The 17195-nt window shown below is 56.5% G+C and carries 12 protein-coding genes; 4 read left to right on the forward strand and 8 right to left on the reverse strand.

The window, feature by feature from the left end; genetic code table 11:
* The first annotated feature begins 9 nt into the window (after nucleotides 1-9).
* The 4 genes from aceF (at nucleotide 10) to msrA (ending at nucleotide 7486) form a co-directional block, all read left to right on the forward strand.
* Nucleotides 10-1977: a dihydrolipoyllysine-residue acetyltransferase gene (gene aceF / locus AC1MEW_RS00655; protein ID WP_201256489.1), complete on the forward strand. Its 1968-nt coding sequence runs from the start codon at nucleotides 10-12 to the stop codon at nucleotides 1975-1977.
* A 277-nt stretch (nucleotides 1978-2254) separates the two neighbouring features.
* Nucleotides 2255-3652 carry an alkaline phosphatase D family protein gene (locus AC1MEW_RS00660; RefSeq protein ID WP_480425146.1) on the forward strand — a complete coding sequence of 466 codons (1398 nt, stop codon included), beginning with the start codon at nucleotides 2255-2257 and terminating at the stop codon, nucleotides 3650-3652.
* A 313-nt stretch (nucleotides 3653-3965) separates the two neighbouring features.
* Nucleotides 3966-6659 (forward strand): sensor domain-containing phosphodiesterase, encoded by a 2694-nt coding sequence (locus AC1MEW_RS00665; protein WP_201256491.1) that lies wholly within the window; start codon nucleotides 3966-3968, stop codon nucleotides 6657-6659.
* A gap of 179 nt (nucleotides 6660-6838) precedes the next feature.
* Nucleotides 6839-7486: a peptide-methionine (S)-S-oxide reductase MsrA gene (gene msrA / locus AC1MEW_RS00670; RefSeq protein ID WP_201205106.1), complete on the forward strand. Its 648-nt coding sequence runs from the start codon at nucleotides 6839-6841 to the stop codon at nucleotides 7484-7486.
* 143 nt (nucleotides 7487-7629) lie between these two features.
* Here the strand turns inward: msrA and AC1MEW_RS00675 are convergent, their stop codons facing one another.
* From AC1MEW_RS00675 to AC1MEW_RS00710, 8 genes are all read right to left on the reverse strand, one after another.
* On the reverse strand, nucleotides 7630-8469 hold the full coding sequence (locus AC1MEW_RS00675) for a 23S rRNA (adenine(2030)-N(6))-methyltransferase RlmJ (protein ID WP_201200022.1): 840 nt from the start codon (nucleotides 8467-8469) through the stop codon (nucleotides 7630-7632).
* 557 nt (nucleotides 8470-9026) lie between these two features.
* Complete coding sequence (locus AC1MEW_RS00680; RefSeq protein WP_201256492.1) at nucleotides 9027-9350, reverse strand: hypothetical protein; 324 nt, start codon at nucleotides 9348-9350, stop codon at nucleotides 9027-9029.
* Between the two features lie 342 nt (nucleotides 9351-9692).
* Nucleotides 9693-9947 carry a contact-dependent growth inhibition system immunity protein gene (locus AC1MEW_RS00685; protein ID WP_480427162.1) on the reverse strand — a complete coding sequence of 85 codons (255 nt, stop codon included), beginning with the start codon at nucleotides 9945-9947 and terminating at the stop codon, nucleotides 9693-9695.
* Between the two features lie 101 nt (nucleotides 9948-10048).
* On the reverse strand, nucleotides 10049-10465 hold the full coding sequence (locus AC1MEW_RS00690; RefSeq protein ID WP_480425148.1) for a hypothetical protein: 417 nt from the start codon (nucleotides 10463-10465) through the stop codon (nucleotides 10049-10051).
* Nucleotides 10465-10881 (reverse strand): hypothetical protein, encoded by a 417-nt coding sequence (locus AC1MEW_RS00695; protein ID WP_242486340.1) that lies wholly within the window; start codon nucleotides 10879-10881, stop codon nucleotides 10465-10467. The genes AC1MEW_RS00690 and AC1MEW_RS00695 overlap by 1 nt, the downstream gene beginning before the upstream one ends.
* Nucleotides 10882-11107: 226 nt before the next feature.
* Nucleotides 11108-11425, reverse strand: a complete 318-nt coding sequence (locus tag AC1MEW_RS00700; protein WP_201256494.1) for a hypothetical protein — start codon at nucleotides 11423-11425, stop codon at nucleotides 11108-11110.
* On the reverse strand, nucleotides 11422-16074 hold the full coding sequence (locus AC1MEW_RS00705; RefSeq protein ID WP_480425150.1) for an RHS repeat-associated core domain-containing protein: 4653 nt from the start codon (nucleotides 16072-16074) through the stop codon (nucleotides 11422-11424). The genes AC1MEW_RS00700 and AC1MEW_RS00705 overlap by 4 nt, the downstream gene beginning before the upstream one ends.
* Nucleotides 16074-16805: a DUF4123 domain-containing protein gene (locus AC1MEW_RS00710; RefSeq protein WP_480425151.1), complete on the reverse strand. Its 732-nt coding sequence runs from the start codon at nucleotides 16803-16805 to the stop codon at nucleotides 16074-16076. The genes AC1MEW_RS00705 and AC1MEW_RS00710 overlap by 1 nt, the downstream gene beginning before the upstream one ends.
* Nucleotides 16806-17195 lie beyond the last annotated feature (390 nt).

Consider the following 17195-nt stretch of genomic DNA (forward strand, 5'->3'; position numbering starts at 1 on the left):
AGACATTCTGTGAGCGAACTCATTCGAGTACCTGACATCGGCAGCGGTGAAGGTGAAGTAATCGAACTATTTGTGAAGGTCGGCGACCGTATCGAAGCCGACCAGAGCATCCTGACGCTTGAGTCGGACAAGGCGAGCATGGAGATTCCTGCCCCGAAGGCCGGCATCGTCAAAAGCCTGAAAGTAAAAATCGGCGATCGCCTGAAAGAAGGCGACGAACTGCTGGAGCTGGAAGTCGAAGGTGCCGCTGCTGCGGCCCCTGCGGCAACCGCTGCCGCTGCGCCGGCCGCCAAAGCTGAAGCAAAACCGGCTGCTGCACCTGCTCCGGCAGCGGCTGCACCGGCCGCTGCTCCAGCCGCTGCAACCACTCAGCAGATTCACGTGCCGGATATCGGTTCGTCGGGCAAGGCCCAGATCATCGAGATCCAGGTCAAAGTCGGCGACACCGTCGCTGCTGATCAGTCGCTGATCACTCTGGAATCCGACAAGGCAAGCATGGAAATCCCATCGCCTGCCGCTGGCGTGGTTGAAAGCATCAGCGTCAAGTTGAACGACGAAGTCGGTACCGGCGACCTGATCCTGGCGTTGAAAGTGGCAGGTGCTGCTGCACCGGCTGCGGCCGCGCCAGCTCAAGCTGCTGCGCCTGCTCCGGCAGCCGCTGCTGCTCCAGCCGCCGCGCCTGCTGCACCGGTTGCCGACACCGTTCAGGACATTCATGTCCCGGACATCGGCTCGTCGGGCAAGGCCAAGATCATCGAAGTACTGGTCAAGGCTGGCGACACCGTCACCGCCGACCAGTCGCTGATCACTCTGGAATCCGACAAGGCGAGCATGGAAATTCCATCGCCTGCCGCTGGCGTGGTGGAAAGCGTTTCCATCAAGCTGGATGACGAAGTCGGTACCGGCGACCTGATCCTGAAATTGAAAGTCAAAGGCGTTGCTCCGGCAGCTGCCCCGGCTCCAGCCGCTGCTGCTCCGGCTGCCGCTGCTCCTGTTGCGTCGGCTCCGGCTGCTGCGCCTGCCGCACCGGTTGCTGCTGCACCAGTCAAGTCGGGTGCCAAGGTTCACGCTGGTCCGGCAGTACGCCAACTGGCCCGTGAATTCGGCGTCGAACTGAACGCGGTCAGCCCAAGCGGCCCGCACGGTCGTGTGCTCAAAGAAGACGTGCAGGTTTACGTCAAAGCCATGATGCAGAAGGCCAAGGAAGCACCGGCCGCCGCAGCTGGCGCAACCGGCGGCGCGGGCATCCCGCCGATTCCGGTCGTGGACTTCAGCCGCTTCGGTGAAATCGAAGAAGTGCCGATGACTCGCCTGATGCAAATCGGCGCGTCGAGCCTGCACCGCAGCTGGTTGAACATCCCGCACGTGACTCAGTTCGATTCGGCTGATATCACCGACCTGGAAGCGTTCCGCATCGCGCAGAAAGCCGTTGCAGAGAAGGCTGGCGTCAAGCTGACCATCCTGCCGCTGCTGCTCAAGTCGTGTGCGCACCTGCTCAAGGAACTGCCGGACTTCAACAGTTCGCTGGCACCTAGCGGCAAGGCGATCATCCGCAAGAAGTACGTAAACATCGGCTTCGCGGTCGACACCCCGGATGGCCTTCTGGTACCGGTCATCAAGAACGTCGACCAGAAAAGCCTTCTGCAGCTTGCGGCTGAGGCGGCTGTGCTGGCCGCCAAAGCCCGCGACAAAAAGCTTACCGCTGACGACATGCAAGGCGCCTGCTTCACCATTTCCAGCCTCGGCCACATTGGCGGCACCGGCTTCACGCCGATCGTCAACGCGCCGGAAGTGGCGATCCTCGGTGTTTCCAAGGCAACCATCCAGCCAGTCTGGGACGGCAAAGCCTTCCAGCCGAAGCTGATGCTGCCGCTGTCGTTGTCCTACGATCACCGTGTGATCAACGGCGCCGCTGCTGCACGCTTCACCAAGCGTCTGAGCGACCTGCTGGCGGACATCCGCACCATCTTGCTGTAACACCTGACACGCCCTCCTTCACCGGAGGGCCTGTCGCGTTCCACGATTTCCGAGCGCCACGCTCGTACCTCAACCCCGCCAATTTGGCGGGGCTTTTTTTGCCTGAAAGAAAGTACCTGGCAACTTCCTACATCTGCGGCTTACTTCGCCCACAACTTGAGTCCACTTCGGCTCGATATTTTTTGCGAGCCAATAACTAGGCTTAGTCCCATAAAGTTCAACACGGACTTTGACACCCTTAATAGCTTAGTTAGCATTACTTCGAACGGATTCGAACATGTTCAAACCGACTGTCGGCCCGATTATTGGCCACACTACAACTAACCACGCACGAATTTTCTTACGCGGTGAAACTCAGGATGACGCACTGGTATTTGCCGGCATCCGTTATCGGCCAGTGGGCGATGAACGCTGGACTAAAGGCCTGTTTACTAAACTTTCGACCTTGCGGGACATGTCCGACGTCATTGCGTTAAATGACCTGAGCGAAGATACCGCGTACGAATACCAGGCAGGCTGGATCAGCCCCATGAGCCCGGTGCACACCGTGGAAACGGTGCAGGAGCTACCGCTGCAATGGCCGCGAGAGATCTATCGTTTTCGCACCCAGTCCAGCAAGGTCACGCGGCCTCGCGCCTATATCATCGGCTCTTGCCGTTACCTGCGGATGACCGCGGGCAAACCATCATCCCCACTGCGAGGCGATCGTATTTTCGACTCGATCAAGAAACTGGTGGACCAGGCTGATCCGCCGATCAGCGCCACGTTGATGACCGGGGATCAGATCTACGTCGATGATCTGAACATCATTGCCCCCGACCGCGAATACAACGAAATCCTTAGCAAATACCGAGCGGCATTTTCCCAACCCAATATCTGCAAGTTGATGGCTGGCACACCGACCTACATGATTCTCGACGACCATGAAATAGAAGATAACTGGCCAGCCAATGCCAGCAAGTCCGACGATGAGTTGTATCGCAACGCCATGAACGCTTATGAGTTATATCAGGCGAGCCATAGTCCGGCTCATGAGCTTTATGACAATGGGCTAGTGAATCGTTCCAGGCTGGAACATTACTGGTACCCACTAAGCGAAGGTGATATCGAATGGTTTGTCACCGACAGCCGCACCAGCCGCACGCTGTCCGCCGATGATCGGCGCATTCTCGACGAAGAACAGGAACAGGTCCTGCTTAAATGGCTGGTCAACAGCCCGGCGCGGGTCAAGTTTGTGGTCACCAGCGTGATGTTCTACCCCGACCGCAAAAGTCATGGCGACGATGCCTGGAAGGCCTTCCCGGAACAGCGCCTGCGACTGCTGGAAACTATTCGTACGCATCGCATCAAGAACGTCATTTTCGTTTCCGGCGATGTGCATGGTTCCCTGACCAGCCGCCTGACCCACAGCGAAGACCTCGACTTCGACATTCACACCATCGTTTCTTCGCCCCTGTGCAACAGCAAGCTGCTGCCGTATGCCAGCGAGTCGACCTTCATCCTCGATCAGCCACTGGCGCAAACGGCGGCTGGGGACTATCGGCATGAACTGACGAGTAAGGTGGTGAGCCAGGACAATTTTGCGCATGTGGTGGTTGAGGCGCAGGAAATACGCGTGAATTATCACGACCGGGACGGCAACCTTTTGCAGACGATCGACATTCCATTGCGTTAAGCGAAATCCTGTGGCGAGCGAGCTTGCTCGCGCTGGGCTGCGCAGCGGCCCCAAGGTTTTTGTGAGCGCTGCGCACTCAAGCGCGAGCAAGCTCGCTCGCCACAGGACAGTGCTCAACTCAGAAACCTTCGATCCAAACCATTACTTTTGGCCGTCCACTGGAGAAATCCATCCTCCTGCCGACATATTCTTATAGCACTTGGCCTTCATCTCTCTTGTCAGTCGGTGCCGCAATGATGCAACCTTGCCGCAGGCAACAGTAAAGAGGGCGAGAGCCCGGCGCGATCAGCATATTCGAAGCGAGTTTCCCCCAATGAAAAGCCAACCCGATGCCGCCAGCCGTATGGTGGCCGAGGTAGTGACGCAGTTGCCTGTGCCCTCGCGGCTCGGCATGCTGCGTTTCGAACGGCTGAATGAAGCAAGCTGGGCGCTGCTGTTTCTTGATCCCAATTGCGAACGACAGTTCGGCCTGCCGGCCGTGGAGCTCTGCGCACTGGTCGGTTCGCCCTACGCCAGCCTGATGGAGCCCGAAGCGCGCTATCAACTGCATGACGCGATCCAGCTGCAACTCGCCGACAGCCCGCATTACCTGATCCGCTACACACTGCACACCGCCGCAGGCACCTTGAGCCTGCTGGAACTGGGCGAAGCCTACAAACAACACAATCGACACCTGCTGCGCGGCTACTTGCTGGTGGTAGACGGCCTGTTCGAGGGCGAGCCGTTGCTGCCGGCCCTGGACCTGGAAACCCAGAACTCGCGCCTGCAAATCGCCCTGGAACTCAACCAGCGTGCCCAACAGGAACAACTGCAGCATCTGGACCGGGTACGTGCCCAGCAAGACTTGATCCTGCTGCTGACCCGTCAGCGCTACAGCTCCGGCAATTCCCTGCAAGAAGCCGCCGAACTGATCACCCGCTGCGCCTGCGACATCTACGAAATCGACTGCGCCAGCCTGTGGAACCTCGAGGGTTCGACGCTGGTGCCGATCTCGGCTTATCACCGCGCCACTCAGGAATACCTGATGCCGGAGCCGATCGACGCAAGCAGTTTTCCGGATTATCTGGAAGCCCTGCACACCAGTCGCGCCATCGATGCCCATAACGCGATCCGTGACCCGCGTACCCGGCACATGGCTGAAAGCCTGCGCCCGCGGGACGTCAACGCCATGCTCGACGCCAGTATTCGCGTCGATGGCCAAGTGGTCGGCGTGTTGTGCCTGGAGCAGACCGGTGCGACCCGCGCCTGGCAATCAGACGAAATCGCCTTTGCCGGTGAACTGGCGGATCAGTTCGCCCAAGTCATCAACAACCACAACCGCCGCACCGCCACCAGCGCCCTGCACCTGTTCCAGCGCGCAGTGGAACAAAGTGCCAACGCCTTTTTGCTGGTCAATTGCGACGGCGTGGTCGAATACGTCAACCCAAGCTTTACCGCGATCACTCAGTACAGCACCGAAGAAGTCCACGGCCAGCGGCTGTCGGAACTGCCGGCGCTGGAAAACCTCAGCGAACTGCTGTTCGACGCGCCCTCGGCACTGGCCAAGAGCAACAGTTGGCAGGGCGAGTTCAAGAGCCGCCGCAAAAACCTCGAACCCTACTGGGGCCAGTTGTCGATCTCCAAGGTTTACGGCGACAACCGCGAGCTGACGCATTACATCGGCATCTACGAAGACATCACCCAAACCAAGCTCGCCCAGCAACGCATCGAGCGCCTGGCCTACACCGACAACCTGACCAACCTCGGCAACCGCCCGGCGTTTATCCGCAACCTGGACGAACGTTTCGCCCGAGACAGCGATACACCGATCAGCCTGTTGCTGGTGGACATCGACAACTTCAAGCGGATCAACGACAGCCTCGGCCACCAGACCGGCGACAAATTGCTGATCAGCCTGGCCCGACGCCTGCGCAATAGCCTGAGCCCGAGCGGCAGCCTGGCGCGCTTCGCCAGTAACGAATTCGCGGTGCTGCTGGACAACACCGACCTCTCGGCCGGCCAGCAAGTCGCCAACCAGTTGCTGGCGACCCTCGACAAGCCGATGTTCGTCGACAACCAGCTAATTAGCGTCACCGGCTCCGTGGGCCTGGCCTGCGCGCCGCTGCACGGTCGCGACCCGCAGACGCTGATGCGCAACGCCGGCCTCGCCTTGCACAAGGCCAAGGCCAACGGCAAACATCAGGTTCAGGTGTTCACCGAAGCGCTGAACGCCGAGGCCAGCTACAAGCTGTTCGTCGAGAACAACCTGCGTCGCGCCCTGACCCAGAACGAACTGGACGTGTTCTACCAGCCCAAGCTGTGCCTGCGCAGCGGTCGTTTGCTGGGGATGGAAGCCTTGCTGCGCTGGAACCATCCGGAAAAAGGCATGATCCGCCCGGACCAGTTCATCAGCGTCGCTGAAGAGACCGGCCTGATCATTCCAATCGGCAAATGGATCGCCCGTCAGGCCTGCCGCATGAGCAAGGAACTGACCGCCGCCGGCCTGGGCAATCTTCAGGTGGCGATCAACCTGTCGCCCAAGCAGTTTTCCGACCCGGACCTGGTGGCGTCCATCGCCAGCATCCTCAAGGAAGAAGCGCTGCCGTCGAACCTGCTGGAGCTTGAGTTAACGGAGGGCCTGCTGCTGGAAGCCACCGAAGACACGCACTTGCAACTTGACCAGCTCAAGCGCCTGGGCCTGACCCTGGCCATGGACGACTTCGGCACCGGTTACTCATCGCTCAGCTACTTGAAAAAATTCCCGATCGACATCATTAAGATCGATCGAAGCTTCATCCACGAAATCCCGGACAACCAGGACGACATGGAAATCACCTCCGCAGTGATCGCCATGGCCCACAACCTGAAACTCAAGGTCGTGGCGGAAGGCATCGAAACCGCCGAGCAGTTGGCCTTCCTGCGCCGCCACCGTTGCGACGTCGGCCAGGGCTACCTGTTCGACCGCCCTATCCCGGGTTCCGAGCTGATCGAGAAGCTCAAACGCTATCCGCGCGGCCCGATTGCCTGATTGATACACCCCCTATGGGAGCGGGCTTGCTCGCGAAGGTGGTGTATCAGTGACGTGAATTCTGACTGACACGCCGCCTTCGCGAGCAAGCCCGCTCCCACAGGGATAGTGCGCAACCGGAAATCATTGGGCACACTGGCGGTCTGACTACTTACACACTCTGACTGAGGGGACTGATGATGGTCTTGCGCTCGGAAATTCTGGTGAACAAAAACGTGCTCCCGACTAAAGAACAAGCTCTGCCTGGCCGTGAAACCCCAATGAACTTGCCGGAAAAACACTTCGTCCACGACTCCCCGCTGCTGGGCCCGTTCGTGACCGACGTGGATTTCGCGATCTTCGGCCTGGGCTGCTTCTGGGGCGCGGAACGCAAATTCTGGCAGCGCGAGGGCGTGGTCAGTACGGTGGTGGGTTACGCCGGCGGCTTTACGCCGAACCCCACGTATGAAGAAGTCTGCTCTGGCCTGACCGGCCACAGCGAAGTGGTACTGGTGGTCTACGAGCCGGCAAAAGTCAGCTACGAAGCGCTGCTGAAGATGTTCTGGGAACTGCACAACCCGACCCAGGGCATGCGCCAGGGCAACGACATCGGCACTCAGTACCGCTCGGTGATCTACGCCACCAACCCGGATCAGCTCGCCGCCGCCAAACACAGCGCGCAAGTGTTCCAGGTTGAACTGACCAAGGCTGGCAAAGGCACCATCACCACCGAAATCGACGAAGCCCCAACGGTCTACTTCGCCGAGGCGTATCACCAGCAGTACCTGGCCAAGAATCCTGAAGGGTATTGCGGGATTGGCGGTACAGGCGTGACTTGCCCGATCTGATATCAGATCGCCGAAAGCTTCGCGAGCAAGCCCGCTCCCACATTGGATCTACGCCTGACCACACTCTTGTGATCGACATAAATCTACTGTGGGAGCGGGCTTGCTCGCGAAGGCGTCCTCTCAGACGCCATTAATCCTGCTGATCAACTCTCAGCAATCAACCAATCCATCTGCCACCCACCCTGGGTCTGCCCAAGCTTCTTGGACAACCACGGCAGCAACTCCCGCAATTCCTCTTCCAGACCCCACGGCGGATTCGCAATCGCCAACCCCGAGCCGTTCAGGCTGTTCGGCGTATCCAGTGGATGCACCAACAACTCCACCCGCAACAACTTCGGCGCGCCCGAGCCGGCCAGGTCCTGATAGAAACGACGCAACATGCGTTGGTCCTTCACCGGGTACCAAATCGCCGCCACGGTCTGGCGCATCCGCCCAATCGCCTCTTTCAACGACGCCGCACAGCGCTGCATCTCATCGAGCTGCTCGAACGGCGGATCAATCAACATCACCGCCCGCTTCTCCTGCACCGGCAACATCGCGCGCGGCACATGCCAGCCTTCGCCCAGGTGAACCTTCACCCGACGATCACCGGCCATATTGTCCTTGAGCAACAAACCGTCTTCAGGGTGCTTCTCATTGAGCATCACCCGATCCTGCCGCCGCGTCAGGCGCCGCGCCAACTCCGGCGACCCCGGGTAATAGCGCAACTGGCCATCCGGGTTCATGTCGTGCAGCACCTTCATGTAATCGGCGGTCAGTTCCGGCAGATCCGGCTGATCCCACAACCGCGCGATCCCTTCCAGGTACTCACCGGTACGGCTCGCCTGATCACCCTGCAGGTCATACAGACCAATACCGGCGTGAGTGTCGAGATAGGCAAACGGCTGCTCCTTGCGCGACATCAAGGCGATGAGGCGGGTCAAAGTCAGGTGTTTGAACACATCGGCGTGATTGCCGGCATGGAAGGCGTGACGATAATTCATGATTGCTCCTGCGAAGGCCGGGAAGTTTACCTTGTACGGCGGCGAACGTCAGGAGTTCACGGCTGAGCGGCCATTCCAGGCAATCACACACCCCGTAGGAACTGCCGAAGGCTGCGATCTTTTGACCTTGCCCTTATGGCGAGGGGGCTTGCCCCCGTTGGGCTGCAAAGCAGCCCCAAAATCCCCCAGCCACTACAAAACCCTGTGGCGAGGAAGCTTGCTCCCGCTGGGCTGCACAGCAGCCCCAAAATCCCCCAACCACTACAAAACCCCGTGGCGAGGGGGCTTGCCCCCGTTGGGCTGCGCAGCAGCCCCAAAATCCCCCAACCACTACAAAACCCTGTGGCGAGGGGGCTTGCCCCCGTCGGGCTGCGCAGCAGCCCCAAGATATCCCGGCCAACCAAAAACCCTGTGGCGAGGGAGCTTGCTCCCGCTGGGCTGCGCAGCAGCCCCAAAACCAGCCCTCCGGATTCGTCAGGTAAACCGCAGCGCCTGGTTTCACGACTGCTACGCAGCCGAACGGGAGCAAGCTCCCTCGCCACAAAAGCCCTTCGCTGCTACTCCGGAGAGCGAGCCCGCAACCGCCGCCCAATCACATCCAGCACATCACACCCATCGCGCAACGGAATGGCGCAGAGCAAGGCAAAATCGCTAAGGATGAAGGACTCACAGTCAATCGAACCGCGCATGGAAAGGTTCTCAAGCACCTGAGTGACCGCGCGAATTCGGTAGCTGGCAGCGTCATATAAAACATCAATCGGGGCGTGGGTGTCGACGAACAGGGTGGGCATTTCACAGCAATTGCTGGTGAGTGCCATGTAGCGGGCGTCGGGGTGGGGGATTGGTTTTTCGTAGGGTGGATCGGGGTGAAGAGTTTTCATTTTTCATACTCGTGAGCAGTAAATATGAACTGCCAACCGTCCTCCTACAGACTTGGGTGGCAGCCGTACGCGGGAGTAGGAAACCGAGTGCTCACGAACCTCAGCCACGCCGAAGCGTGTCCCGCGCACAGCCGCCGCGAACGATCTTACGGACACATATTAAGTGCCGCAATCAAACGACAGCGCTGATGCGCGGTGAGCAATCAGGGTTCCTACACCCTGCCACTGCATTCGCAGCGACAGCCAAAGACTATCCACCGATCTCACAACGCACCAGTTCATGGAAGCCGCCACAGCTTGAAGGAAACTTCCGATGACCTTGTCCGGAAATTTCGCTTACGACTAGGCTTTCAGGCTCAAGAGCTGACGATCAAACAGATCCAAAATATGTAACAACCAAGATTCACCGGACGCCCATTCGAACCAATAACAGTAGCTGCAGTACATATCGCTCAATAGAAATTGCCGCAGTTCGACTTCTTTTTTATTTGACGATAAAAGTACCATTATCTGAGTCCGCACCTCTAATATGGAGTCGACGTACGACTCCATAAAAAACGACTGTATTACTTCATCTGCCGTATTATGCATGCACATCCAGTCTTGATGAAAATAACAACCAAAGAACTGGAACAACTCTTCAAAGTCCTGCTTCACATCCTGCTTATTGCTACCGTCTTTATCGCCATACTCCTCACCTACCACGTCAAAAAATCCTCTTGACCGGCTTTATACAGCTCATCACACCAGGCTTCGGATAGCTTAATGTGAACATCGTCAAAAAACGCCTTTGGATCTATCATTTCACTCCATCCAATAGGAAGCAAAGAATGAGCTATCGGATCATGGTCAAAAACTTTAGAGAAAACACTCGGCTCACCGTCAAGAGCCTCACCCAGCACAAAAAACAAAACAAACTTGTGCCGATAACTCAACCCAGCGAAGCGCTTGATAATAAATTTAGATATTAAAAATTCTCTATCCAAAGGGCAGTCTGGATCGTATGCCGACAATTCGACACCAAGACTCTCCTCGCGGTCATATATATCAAACCCACCGAGAAAATGCCCTAGACTGGGATTGTATGGAACAGCAAGAAATGGATGCATCAGCATTAAATTTTCTCTATCGGATAAAGCGTTATAGGCTTCAACGTCTCAAAGTCGAACTTCATCTCAAACGCATCCATCTGAGGAATAAAACGCGGATTTTCTGGATCTAAAGGATTAGGTTCATATCCCTGACCTACATTCTCAGCCTCCATTTTTACTAACAAATTTCCTTTACTATCCTCCCCAGTAAAACGAGACATTTTTCTAGTCTCTCTTGTCATCGCTTCATTATAAGCATTCAGCTGTGCTCTATAGCTTATAAATTTAGAGCTTGGAACAGCTCTCCACTCCTTACTCTCATAATAAAGTTCGCAGCTAGTGGTTTGTTGCTGAACAGCAGAACCTGAACTCTCTGCCCGATTCCTATACGTAGCTCGCACCATAGCAATCCATTTTTTAATAGCTATTAATAACGTCATTCTTCAAAAACCCACCATAACAAAATAAAAAAAAATAGAAACGGAAGGAGGACCGGTTTATTTTTTGCTCTTATCAATGCCAACAACACCTTAAAAGCTGGTAGCAAAAACAAACTCGCCCCCTTTTTTGTGATCACAACTCCAATCCTGATGAAAGTAACCAGCCAAAAATTGAAATATGTACGGAAATTTAAAGAAGTGAGACGGATTTATTTATCCCCACATTTCAAGAACGTTTTTCAACCGTGTATCCGTCAGCTACTATGGTCAAAATAACATTCCACTCGCGAGCACAAGTAAAGCAATAGTTAACGCCAACCTCCAAAGGATCTATCACAGTTAGCTCCTGTGACAAGGGGGTTATGTCCTTCACAAACATCTCTGAGACCTCCGCCCCCACTGCCCCAACAGACTTAAAACCTAGAACATTTTCAAATGTAATTAACCAACGTTCTTCCTGCCAATCCACAAACTCTATAAAAATACGCTCTCGCTCACATATTATTTTTTCAATGGTGCCGTCTGAAACTGAAAATTCTGTCATTTTGAAGTACCTGGATGTTTTTCACCGGAAACAAAGCCGGTTCCGTGACCGAGTTGATAGCCGTCAGGTTTAACTTTGACAACTGCCTTCTTCTTATCCGCCTGACTCCAACTTAAATGACTAGGTTTAATCTCCAAATGGTAATGCTCACCATGGTGTCTCGCATTAAATGGTCCAGCATCTCCTGGATGACTTTCATATCTAATAATAGTATCCGCATTAGGTCGCCACACCATTCTTTGACTTCCATGTTGAGTTTGTGAAACTTTGGGCTGCACCCCTAAAACTTCCGTAAGCTCGTTTGGATCTTCAGGAAACTGAGTATAAGCCTTCGGAAGAGCCGGCTCACCCTCATCAACCCTAGCGCCAGTCGTATCCCCCGGCACCTTACAACCCGACTTATTGGGTGTCGGGCAATTCCCGCTCAACCCCAACGGATCAACCCACCCCGTCGGGTTCGGCGTGTACTGATACTGGTTCAGCCCACCCGCCAACTTGATCGGATCCGGCGTCAGGTACCGGCCAATCTCCGGATCATAGTACCGATGCCGGTTGTAATGCAGTCCCGACTCAGCATCAAAGTACTGCCCCTGAAATCGCAACGGCTGTTCGAGTTGTTCACCCGCGCCATGGGTCAGGCGAGTGACCTTGCCGTAAGCGTTGTACTTCGCCGCCCAAACAATCTCACCACCGAAATCCGTCAGTTCCTGCGGCGTGCCGAGGTGGTCGAGTTGGTAGTAGAACGGGCAGGCCTTACGCGGGCCTTTGCCGTCGAGCATGGCCAGCGGGCGGAAAGTGCCTGGCTCATAAATGTAGCTGCGGTAATGCTCGTGGCTACTTTCCGCAACGACCTGATCGCCCTGCCAGAAGAACTCGGTGGTCCGACCGTCGACAGTTTTGGCGATGCGGCGACCGAAGGCGTCATAGCGATAATTCGCACAACTGCCATCCGGCAACGTGACGCCAATCAAGCGATGCTGGCAGTCGTACCGATACTCAGTGACGAGTTTCTGCTCCGTACCGCGCCGTTCGCGTATCAGGTTGCCGAAGGCGTCATAGTCGTAGTGCCGGTCACCCTGCATTAATAGGCGATTGCCCTTAACACTCGCCAAACCGGCCCGATCCTGCATCAACAAGTTGCCCGCCGGATCATGGGCAAAACTTTCCGGTGACTCGTCTCGACTATGCCGAACGCGGGTCAGTCGGTTGAGGGCGTCGTAAACATAGCTGCGCTGGCCGTGGCGGGTGTCGGCGATGCTGTCGAGGTTGCCGTTGAGGCTGTAGGCATAGTCGCGGCGGTACAGCGGTCGTTGCTGTTGGCTGACGGCGTGGGCTTTGAGGCGTCCTTGGTCGTCGTAGGAATATTCGCTGAGCAGCAGACCTTGTTGGCGATTTTTCTCACGACCGAATTGAAACTGGTGAGTGGTAAGTCGCGCACCGTTGAGGTCGATGGCGCTGAGTGCGCCGCCCTTGGTGTGGTGATAATCAAGTTTGCTGTTGTCCGGCAGGCGTAGGTGGTTGAGTTGGCCGCAGGCGTCGTAGCCATAACGCAAAGTGCCCCAGCCCTGGTGCTCGGTGATGAGGCGGTCTTGTCGGTCGTATTCGAATTCCAGCGGATGGTCGTTGCCATCATCGACGCCGACCAATCGGCCGAGGCTGTCGTAGCGGTATTCGACCTGGACGCCGTCGGGTAGGGTTTTGACCAGCAGGCGCCCGGCCGAATCCCGTTCGTAACGCGTGACGAGTTGCGAGCCCTCATCGCCGAACTCGGTTTTTTCCAGCAGTTGCCCGTTGAGGTCGTAGGCATACGCCGTACGCTGCCCGTCGAATCCGGTTTCTTGTCGGATCAAGCCGTTGGGCGTGTAGGCCAGCTGATATTTTTCGCCGGATTCGTTTTCGATTTCTGTCAGTAAAAGCTGCGCGTTGTCGTAGCGATACTTCAACTGGGTGCCGTCGGGGTTGATTCGGCGGCTGACCAGATGCAGCTCGTCGGCGTATTCGTAGCGGGTGATGCGACCGAGTTCGTCCTGTTCAGCGGTGATCTGGCCGTAGGCGTTGTAGCTGAAAGCTCGGGTGGCGCCTGTGGGTAAAGTCGTCTGGATCAGTCGGCCGACCGCGTCCCACTGGTAACGCGTGACAGCACCGTGTTCGTCCTGGCTGGTAATCCGCCGGCCCAACACGTCGTAGGAATAGCGCCGCCGCCCGCCATCCGGCAACGTTTCTTCGACCAGTTGCCCCAGACCATTCCAGACGAACAGGTGCCGACTGACGTCCGGATAACGGATCGACAGCAGCCGCCCTTGAGCGTCGTAGTGGTAATGGGTGACATGCCCATCAGGATCAGTCGCTTCGGTGACATCACCCTGTGCATTGCGCTGATATTTCCACACCGCTTCGCCGCGATACCGCGCGTGCAGGAAACCGTTGCGGTACTCGTAGGCCGTTGGCTCGTCTTCGGGCGGAATCAGTGCAACGAGGCGTCCGATTTCGTCGTAGCGGTATTCAGTCACCGCGCCGAGCGGATCCTGCTCGGCGATCAATCGTCCCTGTTCGTCGTAAGACTTAAGGTGTTCACCACCATCGAGCTCGACCTTGCGCACCAAACGCGCCCGGTCGTCGTGGACGTAAACCTCTTCGCTACCATCGATGTTCTGGACGGTGACGCTACCCTCGTCATCCCAGACGTACTTCGTGTCCATCTGCGAAAACGACGCCCAGTGCCGGATACATCGCGCAGCCTTGCCGGACCTTTCCCACTCCCAGAAGAAACTCGCCCCACCGGTCAATTGCCGCTGGAGAATTACGTGCTGATCGTCGTAGTCGTAACGCTCGCTTTCGCCGGCAGCATTGATGGCGGCGATCAGTTGATCGCGCTCGTCGTAGTCGTAACTGACCACCGTCTGTTCGGTGTGCCAGGCTTCGTCGAGGGTTGGCGCCGGGCGTAATTGCTGGTAATCGACGGCGATCAAATGATTGCGCACGTAGCGCAACAGCAAGGCGCGGCCGGCGCCGTTGTCGAGGCGTTTGATGCGGTCCTGGCGGTCGCGGGTAATGCGCAGACGGTTGTCGTATCCGTCGCTGATCGCTGTCAGAAAACCGTTATGAAAGTGGAAGAAACGTGCATCGTCGCCGGCCTGGGCGAGGATCAGTTCTTCGGGGTCATTGCCGAGATAAATCGCCGCTCGCGACAGGCTGTTGTGGATCGCCGGGCGCTCGATGTTCGGCAGCGGGAACGTGGTGCGGCGGTTTTCGTGGTCGATCCAGATGACGCTGTCGCCGTCGATTTCCAGGCGATGCGCGAGGCTGTGGCTCCAGCCAAAACCGAGGCCGCTGTCGATCTCGGCGGCGCTGGTGCGATAGAGCCGGGTGAATTCGAACGGCAGGATTCCGTCGAGCGAACCGTCGGTCAAGGTCAACAGTTCTTCGCCGGTGACCATCGAAACCGGACAGTTGTTGGTGCAGGTCAGCGGAACGCAATCGGCGCTGTCGCCGTTGGGGTTTTTCGCTTGTTTGGACTCGTCGTCGTGGTGTTCTTTTTTCTTTAGCGAGGCGTTACGACGGGCGCTCCAGCTCAACTGCATCCGGCCTTTTTTCATGCCGGCCGCGATGCCCCGGGCGGCGACTTTTTTGTAGCGGTCGACGTAACCAATGAAGTTATTGATGATCGTGAAGATCGCTTTGACGAGGCGCAGAACAGCGCTGAGCAACTGCGCGGCCCGATTAGCCAGGCGCATCGTCAAATAGGCGATCCCTGCGCCGGCCGCAGCGAACGTCAGGACGACGCCAATCAGGATGTCGATTAACAACTGCACGATAAAAGACGACACCGCTTCGGCCGTTTTTCCTGCAATTTCGCTGGGCGGTAGCATGTCCAACCAGAGGCTGGCGGTGCGCAACAACAAGCACAGCGCAGCTTCGTCACTGGCCAGCAGTTGGGCTTTTTCCATGACACTGGGGGCGCTTTTTGCAAGGTCCTCCAGCGCTGCGGCACTCTCGCCCAACTCAGTAGCAAACTTTCCGGGATCTTTGAGAATGTCTGACAGCAGGCTGATGCCGTCCCAAACACCCTCGATCGCGGCCCAACTTCCCGCGAGCATTCCATTGCCTACAGCAGCCGAAGACGATTCCGACCACTTCGGTTTGAATACTTTCCATTCATCACGCAGCCATTTTTCAAGTTCCGTCGTCAGGCCGTTGTAGGAAGAAAAAAGGTCATCAACTTGCTGCGGCGTAACTTCGTTGTGGACGTGAATTCGGTAGAACTTGCCCTCCTTGCCCTCGAATGTTCCTCTGCCATTTTCATCAAGCGTGACAAGCGTCGTTTCACCACTCTCAACCGCAATCACATCGACCTGAATATTCCCCACAGGGATGTCATAAACCGACTCAAACTTGCTCTCGATCTCTAACTTCCCACCCTTCGGGCATTGCACCTTGGAGGAGAAGAAATCGTCGTCGCCACTGCTCACGGCAGTGCTGGTATTGCCGAACCTGATGATCCGTTCCATGCCCATCAACGAAGGCAAATCAGCCGAATGACTAACCTTGTCCGCCGCCTGGTTAAACCAGTGCTTCAACTGCTCTCGATAGAGGGAAAGCGTGGCCGGAAAACTGTCGAGCTCCTGCTCGATGCGCACAATCTGATCCATCAATTCAGCTCCGCCATCAGGTAATCCACCAAGGCTTGTTTCGGTGCTTGGGGAAGGTCCGGGACCTCAAGAAAACTTGCGGCCTTGCGCCGTAAAACCCTGTCGGAAAATGCTTCGAACAGATCCGGGCGCTCTTCGCTTAGCCACTTCAGCAAGTTGTTAATCCGGGTAGCGTCAGACTGAGCGGCAAGCTCTTCAAGCAGCGATTCGGGGACTTGCCACCAAGGGAAAACTTGAGTGCTTTTCAGCGCACGACCACCGATATCGAGCGCCTGACCATTCACCAGACAACGCGCGATAACCGGCAGCAATTGCGCGGATTCGACCTCGGCGGATTGCAGAATCGGCAGCAGATAGCGGCCATCCCAGAAGCGGAAAAACACCTTGTCGTCGTTGGGTAGCAGCACTTGCGTCAGGCTTCGCAAGTGATCAACCACCGCATCCAGGCTTGCCGAAGAAACCGCCAACCAACCCCAGTCCCGGGACTCGGTGGTGGCAACCCACTCCAGAAACTCACTGTCAGCGGCGACAATTCCTACATAGGGCATCACCGGCTCCCACTCGGCGTACGCCGTCTCCGCCCAAATCGGGCTCGGGGCTAGAGCGGTGATCGAGCGCCGCCAGGCTTTGAACGGCTCAGCCGCGCTGGCGCTGCTAAAAATGGCGAACAGTTTTTCATCATTTTCTAACGGCCGAAGTTGCAACCAATGACAGGGAGTTACTGTATTCATGACGAACGCTCTCGCAGCGCTCGAAGGACTCGAATGCGCTGTTATTTAAAACAACATTCAAATAAAAATTTTCGGAGCAATAAACTCCAACTCTAAAAATGATCGTTAAATATTTCAAACATAGCGATTCAGGTAAACCGCTACGCTAGCCAGCCTTTAAACTTACCTACGATCACTCCAACTATGGAAATTACGCCTAACAGAAGCATCAATCCATTGACGGCCTTAATTTTCCGCCGCAACCCAATTGGAAAGCATTCATAGTCTCTCGAATTGAGATCTCCATTCCCCAAAGAACTTCGCGAGAAAATAAATAACGCACCCACGCAACTAATAAATAGAAAGTGGCCAAATGGATCCCATCCCAATAGATCTCTCCTAGCCATAACG

The sequence above is a fragment of the Pseudomonas sp. ASL4 genome (assembly GCF_056680395.1).